This window comes from Nocardiopsis sp. TNDT3 (assembly GCF_003427465.1).
GTDB classification, from domain to species: Bacteria; Actinomycetota; Actinomycetes; order Streptosporangiales; family Streptosporangiaceae; genus Nocardiopsis; species Nocardiopsis dassonvillei.
The window spans coordinates 1-4,448 of sequence record NZ_QPFC01001140.1 but is presented as its reverse complement, the minus strand read 5'-3'; the positions used below and the strand labels follow the sequence as shown (position 1 = coordinate 4,448).

5 protein-coding genes are annotated in these 4,448 nt (G+C 73.6%); 1 reads left to right on the top strand and 4 read right to left on the bottom strand.

Annotated features, from left to right (window positions below; translation table 11 throughout):
• Positions 1–46 precede the first annotated feature (46 nt).
• Together DQW06_RS24860 and DQW06_RS24855 are read right to left on the bottom strand one after the other, a co-directional pair.
• A complete protein-coding gene (locus DQW06_RS24860; protein WP_013155044.1) occupies positions 47–1,480 on the bottom strand; it encodes a GntP family permease in 1,434 nt (477 codons plus the stop codon).
• A gap of 132 nt (positions 1,481–1,612) precedes the next feature.
• Positions 1,613–2,578: a 5-dehydro-4-deoxyglucarate dehydratase gene (locus DQW06_RS24855; RefSeq protein ID WP_117199417.1), complete on the bottom strand. Its 966-nt coding sequence runs from the start codon at positions 2,576–2,578 to the stop codon at positions 1,613–1,615.
• 338 nt (positions 2,579–2,916) lie between these two features.
• Here DQW06_RS24855 and DQW06_RS24850 point away from each other — a divergent pair, with 338 nt between their 5' ends.
• Positions 2,917–3,699: an IclR family transcriptional regulator gene (locus DQW06_RS24850; RefSeq protein ID WP_013155042.1), complete on the top strand. Its 783-nt coding sequence runs from the start codon at positions 2,917–2,919 to the stop codon at positions 3,697–3,699.
• Positions 3,700–3,749: 50 nt separating this feature from the next.
• On the opposite strand, the gene DQW06_RS24845 is transcribed toward DQW06_RS24850, so the two are convergent.
• Together DQW06_RS24845 and DQW06_RS24840 are read right to left on the bottom strand one after the other, a co-directional pair.
• A complete protein-coding gene (locus tag DQW06_RS24845) occupies positions 3,750–4,013 on the bottom strand; it encodes a hypothetical protein (protein ID WP_071622764.1) in 264 nt (87 codons plus the stop codon).
• A 70-nt stretch (positions 4,014–4,083) separates the two neighbouring features.
• Positions 4,084–4,448: hypothetical protein (locus DQW06_RS24840; RefSeq protein WP_117199416.1), on the bottom strand; the 365-nt coding region annotated here is incomplete at its 5' end.

Below are 4,448 nucleotides of genomic sequence, written 5' to 3'. Positions count from 1 at the left end.
CCCGGCACGGAACCGGTTCCGTGCCGGGGCGTCGCGCTGTCGTCCCTCACCCGGCCAGCGCCAGGCCCGCGCTGATGGCGGCGGCGATCAGGAACGCGATGGAGCCCATGAGGGTCTCCATCACGGTCCAGCTCTTGAGCGTCGTCCTGATGTCGATGTCCAGGTAGCGGTTCATCAGCCAGAAGCCGGAGTCGTTGACGTGCGAGAGCACCGTCCCGCCCGCCGCGATCGCGATGACCACGAGCGCGATCTCGGGCTGCGACATCCCGGCCTCCGCGATGAGCGGGGCCACGATCGGTGCGGTCGTGACGATCGCGACCGTCTTGGACCCCAGGGCCACGCGCATGATCGTGGCGATGGCGAACGCCAGGACGATGGCGGGCAGGGCCGTGGCGGACAGGATCCCCGCCACGGCGTCGCCCGCGCCCGTCGCCTCCAGGACCTCGCCGAAGACCCCGCCCGCGCCGGTGACGAGCAGGACCAGGGCGGTCGGGCCCAGGGACGCGGAGGCGGCCTTCTCCACCCGCTCGCGCGTCATGCCCCCGCGCAGGCCCAGCAGCCAGAAGGACAGCAGGGTGGCGATCGTCAGCGCGGTGACGGGGTTGCCGACGAAGAGCAGGGCCTCCAGCACCGGACCCTCGGGGACCACCAGCGGGGAGAAGGTGTTGAGCAGGATGAGGGCCACCGGCAGGATGACCACGGCCAGGGTCAGCGACAGCGGGGGCGCGTTCTCGGGGACCTCGCCCAGCTCGTCGCCCTCCTCCCGGAAGGAGGCGGGGACGGGGACGAAGGTGCGGTCGCCCAGCCACTTGCCGAACACGTAGGCGCCCAGGTACCAGGCGGGCAGACCGCAGACCAGGCCCATGAAGGCGATCCAGCCCAGGTGCCCGCCGAGCAGTTGGGCCGCGGCCACGGGACCGGGGTGGGGCGGCAGGACCGCGTGCATGATGGCCAGACCGCCCGCGGCGGGCAGCGCGACGCTGATCAGCGACCGGCCCGACCGGGCGGCGACCGCGTACAGCAGCGGGACCATGATGATGAAGCCCACGTCGAAGAAGACGGGGATGCCCAGGAGCAGCGCGGTCAGTCCCATGGCGAGCGGGGCGCGGCCCTCTCCGAAGAGGGCGAGCAGGCGCTGTGACAGGAGCTGGGCGGCGCCCGTCTCCTGCATCATGCGGCCCAGCATCGCGCCGAGGGCGACGATGATGGCGATGCCGCCGAGGGTGTCGCCCATCCCGGCTTCGAGCAGGCCAGGAACGCTGCTGAGGGGCAGGCCCGCGGCGAACGCGACCGCCGCGCTCACCAGGAGCAGCGCGACGAAGGCGTGCAGTTTGGCCCGCAGGACCAGCACGAGCAGCAGGACCACGCCGAGCGCGACGGTGAGGATGAGGGCCCACGGGGGGAGGGACCAGGCCGCTGCGGGGGCTTCGCTCGCGGAGAGGAGCGCCCCGGGGACGGAGGGGTGGATGGTGGAGAGCATGGGAGGCCTTGTCTCGGAAGGTGCGGGCGCTCCGCCGCGGCGGGACGCCCGGGGGCCGCGGCACCGGAGGGGGACCCGGTGGCGGAGGTGGTTCTCCGGGGCGGGGGTCCGCTCCGGCGAACCCGGGGAGAGCTACCGGCGCGCCAGACGGGCGGCGAGGTCGAGCCCGGCGTCGAGGAGCCGCTCGGCCTCCTCCAGGTGGGCGGGCCCGGGCGCGGACAGCGGGGCGCGGACCGGGCCGACGTCGGCGCCGATCGCCGCCGCGCGCGTGCGGGCGACCGCCTTGACCAGGGACACCGAGTAGCCGGGGCCCCGGTCGCGCAGGCGGACCCAGGGGATGAAGAAGCCGTCGAGCAGCGCGTCCGTCGCCGCCGTGTCGCCCGCGCGGAGGGCGTGGAAGAAGGCGGTGGCGATCTCGGGGGCGAAGGCGTGCACGGCCGACGAGTAGGCGGGGACGCCGATCGCGGCGTAGGAGCGCGCCTGGAGTTCCGCGGTCGGGGTGCCGTTGAAGAAGAGGAGGCCCTCCGGGACGGCCCGGACCAGGCGCTGCATGCGGTCGAGGTCGCCGATGCCGTCCTTGAAGCCGATGACGCCGGGGATCCGCGCGATCCTCGCGAGGGTCTCCGGCTCGTAGACGGCCTGGGCGCGCTGGTACACGATGACGGGCAGGCCCGCCGCCTCCGCCACCGCCCGGGTGTGCTCCACCAGACCGGTCTGGGTGCCGCCGATCAGGTAGGGCGGCAGCAGCAGGAGGGCGTCGGCGCCCGCCTCGCGGGCGACGCGGGCGAACTCCACGGCCAGCGGTGTGCCGTGGCCCGCGCCGGCGACCACGGGCACGGAGCCGCCGACGCGCCGGACGGCGGTGGCCACCGCGTTCCCGAACTCGTCGAGGCCGAGGCTGAAGAACTCGCCGGTCCCGCAGCCCACGAAGACCGCGCCCGGACCCGCGGCCAGCTGGTGCTCCAGGTGCGCCTCGAAGGCCTCGGGCGCGAAGGAGCCGTCCTCGGCGAACGGGGTGAGGGGGAAGGAGAGCACCGATCGGCGCATGCCCTCGGCGAGCCTCGCGGGGAGATCGGGATCGGTCCCGACGTCGCTCATATCGTCTCCATACGTAGATGACGTCTTTGTGTGTAGCCGCAGGTTATTTTGGGGGACACATCACGTCAACCTGGGACGCGGAGCACAGAGGGTGATGAAACGGGCAACACTGCGCGTGGCGCGGCGGGAGCGGACGCGGGGGAGGGCGGGGCCGCGAGCGACGGAAACCCCTGTGGCGGAAGGGTTCGGCCACGTGCCCCGGGGCGCGCGGGGTGATGCCCGGGAGAACGGCGTTCTACACTGAGGACCCCGAGGCGGACGTCCTCGCTCGCCCCCGGCGGGCCGTCCGCGGCCGGGGGGCCGACCCGGCCCGCACGCAGCAGGAAGGAGGCGGTCGAGTGTCGGCCGCGGAAGGTCACGGCGGTGTCCGAGAGGTCAAGTCGGCGGCGCGCACCGTCGAACTCCTGGAGATCCTGGCGCGCTACCGGGACCCGGTCACCCTGCGCACCCTCTCGGAGGAGATGGGCATCCCCCGCAGCAGCCTGTACGCGCTGGTGCAGACGCTCGTGAACCGGGGCTGGGTCCGGTCCGACCCCACCGGGGCCCTCTACGCGCTGGGCATCCGCGCGCTCTTCACCGGGACCGGCTACATCGACTCCGACGCCCGGGTGGCCCAGGCTCGCGGCCACCTGGACTCCCTCGCCGAGAAGCTGGGGGAGACCGTCCACCTCGCCCGGCTCGACGGCGGCGACGTCGTCTACCTGGCCACCCAGGAGTCACGGCACTACCTGCGCCCCTTCAGCCGGGTGGGCCGACGGCTGCCCGCGCACAGCACCGCCCTGGGCAAGGCACTGCTGGCCGAGCGCGAGGACGAACAGGTGCGCGACCTGCTGCCCGCCAAGCTGGAGGCGCTCACCGACGAGACGATCACCGACGTGGACGCGCTCCTGGAGGACCTCGCGCTCATCCGCGAACGGGGCTACTCCACGGACGACGGGGAGAACGTCGTGGGCCTGCGGTGCGTGGCGGTGTCCCTGCGCTACGACAACCCTGCCGTGGACGCGCTGAGCTGCTCGGTCCCGACGCCCCGGTACACCGAGGAGGTGGCCGCGGCCGTGTTGGAGGCGCTGATGGAGGCGCGGGCGATCCTGGAGCGCTACTGGCCCCCGACCCTGGGGTGAGGCGCGGGGGGCGAGGTCTCCCACCCCCCACGTGGTCATGGTGCCCGCCCTCAGCCGAAGAGTTCCTCGGGGCTGTCGACGGCGACGGCCTTGGGAACCCATGCCTCCAGGGTCTCCGGGTCGTCGCAGGACTCGACGCGCTGGCGGACCTCGTCGGAGACGGTGAACCCGCGCGCGGCCAGGACGGCGAGCACGCTACGGGCCGCAGCCTCCGCGCGGCCCTCTTCTCGGCCTTCCTCCCGGCCTTCCTCACGGCCGATACCGACGTACTCCCGGGCGAAGTCGCTCTGCCACTCGTAGGTGTCCACGGCCATCAGGCCCTCATCTCGTGTTCTCGACCGGGCATACGGCTCCTTGTCGGGGTTGTCGGGAGGGAGAAGGAAGTTACGCGGGTGCGGCCTGGCGCTGCTGGTCGTGCCAGGCGCGGATAAGAGAGGCGAGTTCGGCCCATTCGGTGCGCCGGGCGGGCTCAGCGGGCCGGACGACGCCGAAGCGGGGCGCGGGTTCGCCGAGCAGGTCGCCGCCGGGGTCGTCCCGCCACTGCTGGAGCAGAGCGGCGGCGCGTTCCTGGACGAGGGCGAACGCGCGTCGGACCTCGTCGGTCTCGGCTCCGGGTTCGGCGCTTCGGGGCGCGGGAACCCGGACCGTGGACGCGCGTGCGCGGAGGCGCTCGTGGGCGGCGTAGTAGGGCCTGACCAGGGCGATGTCCTCGGCCGGAACGGTCTCGCTCGGAGGGGCCAGGTGGGGCG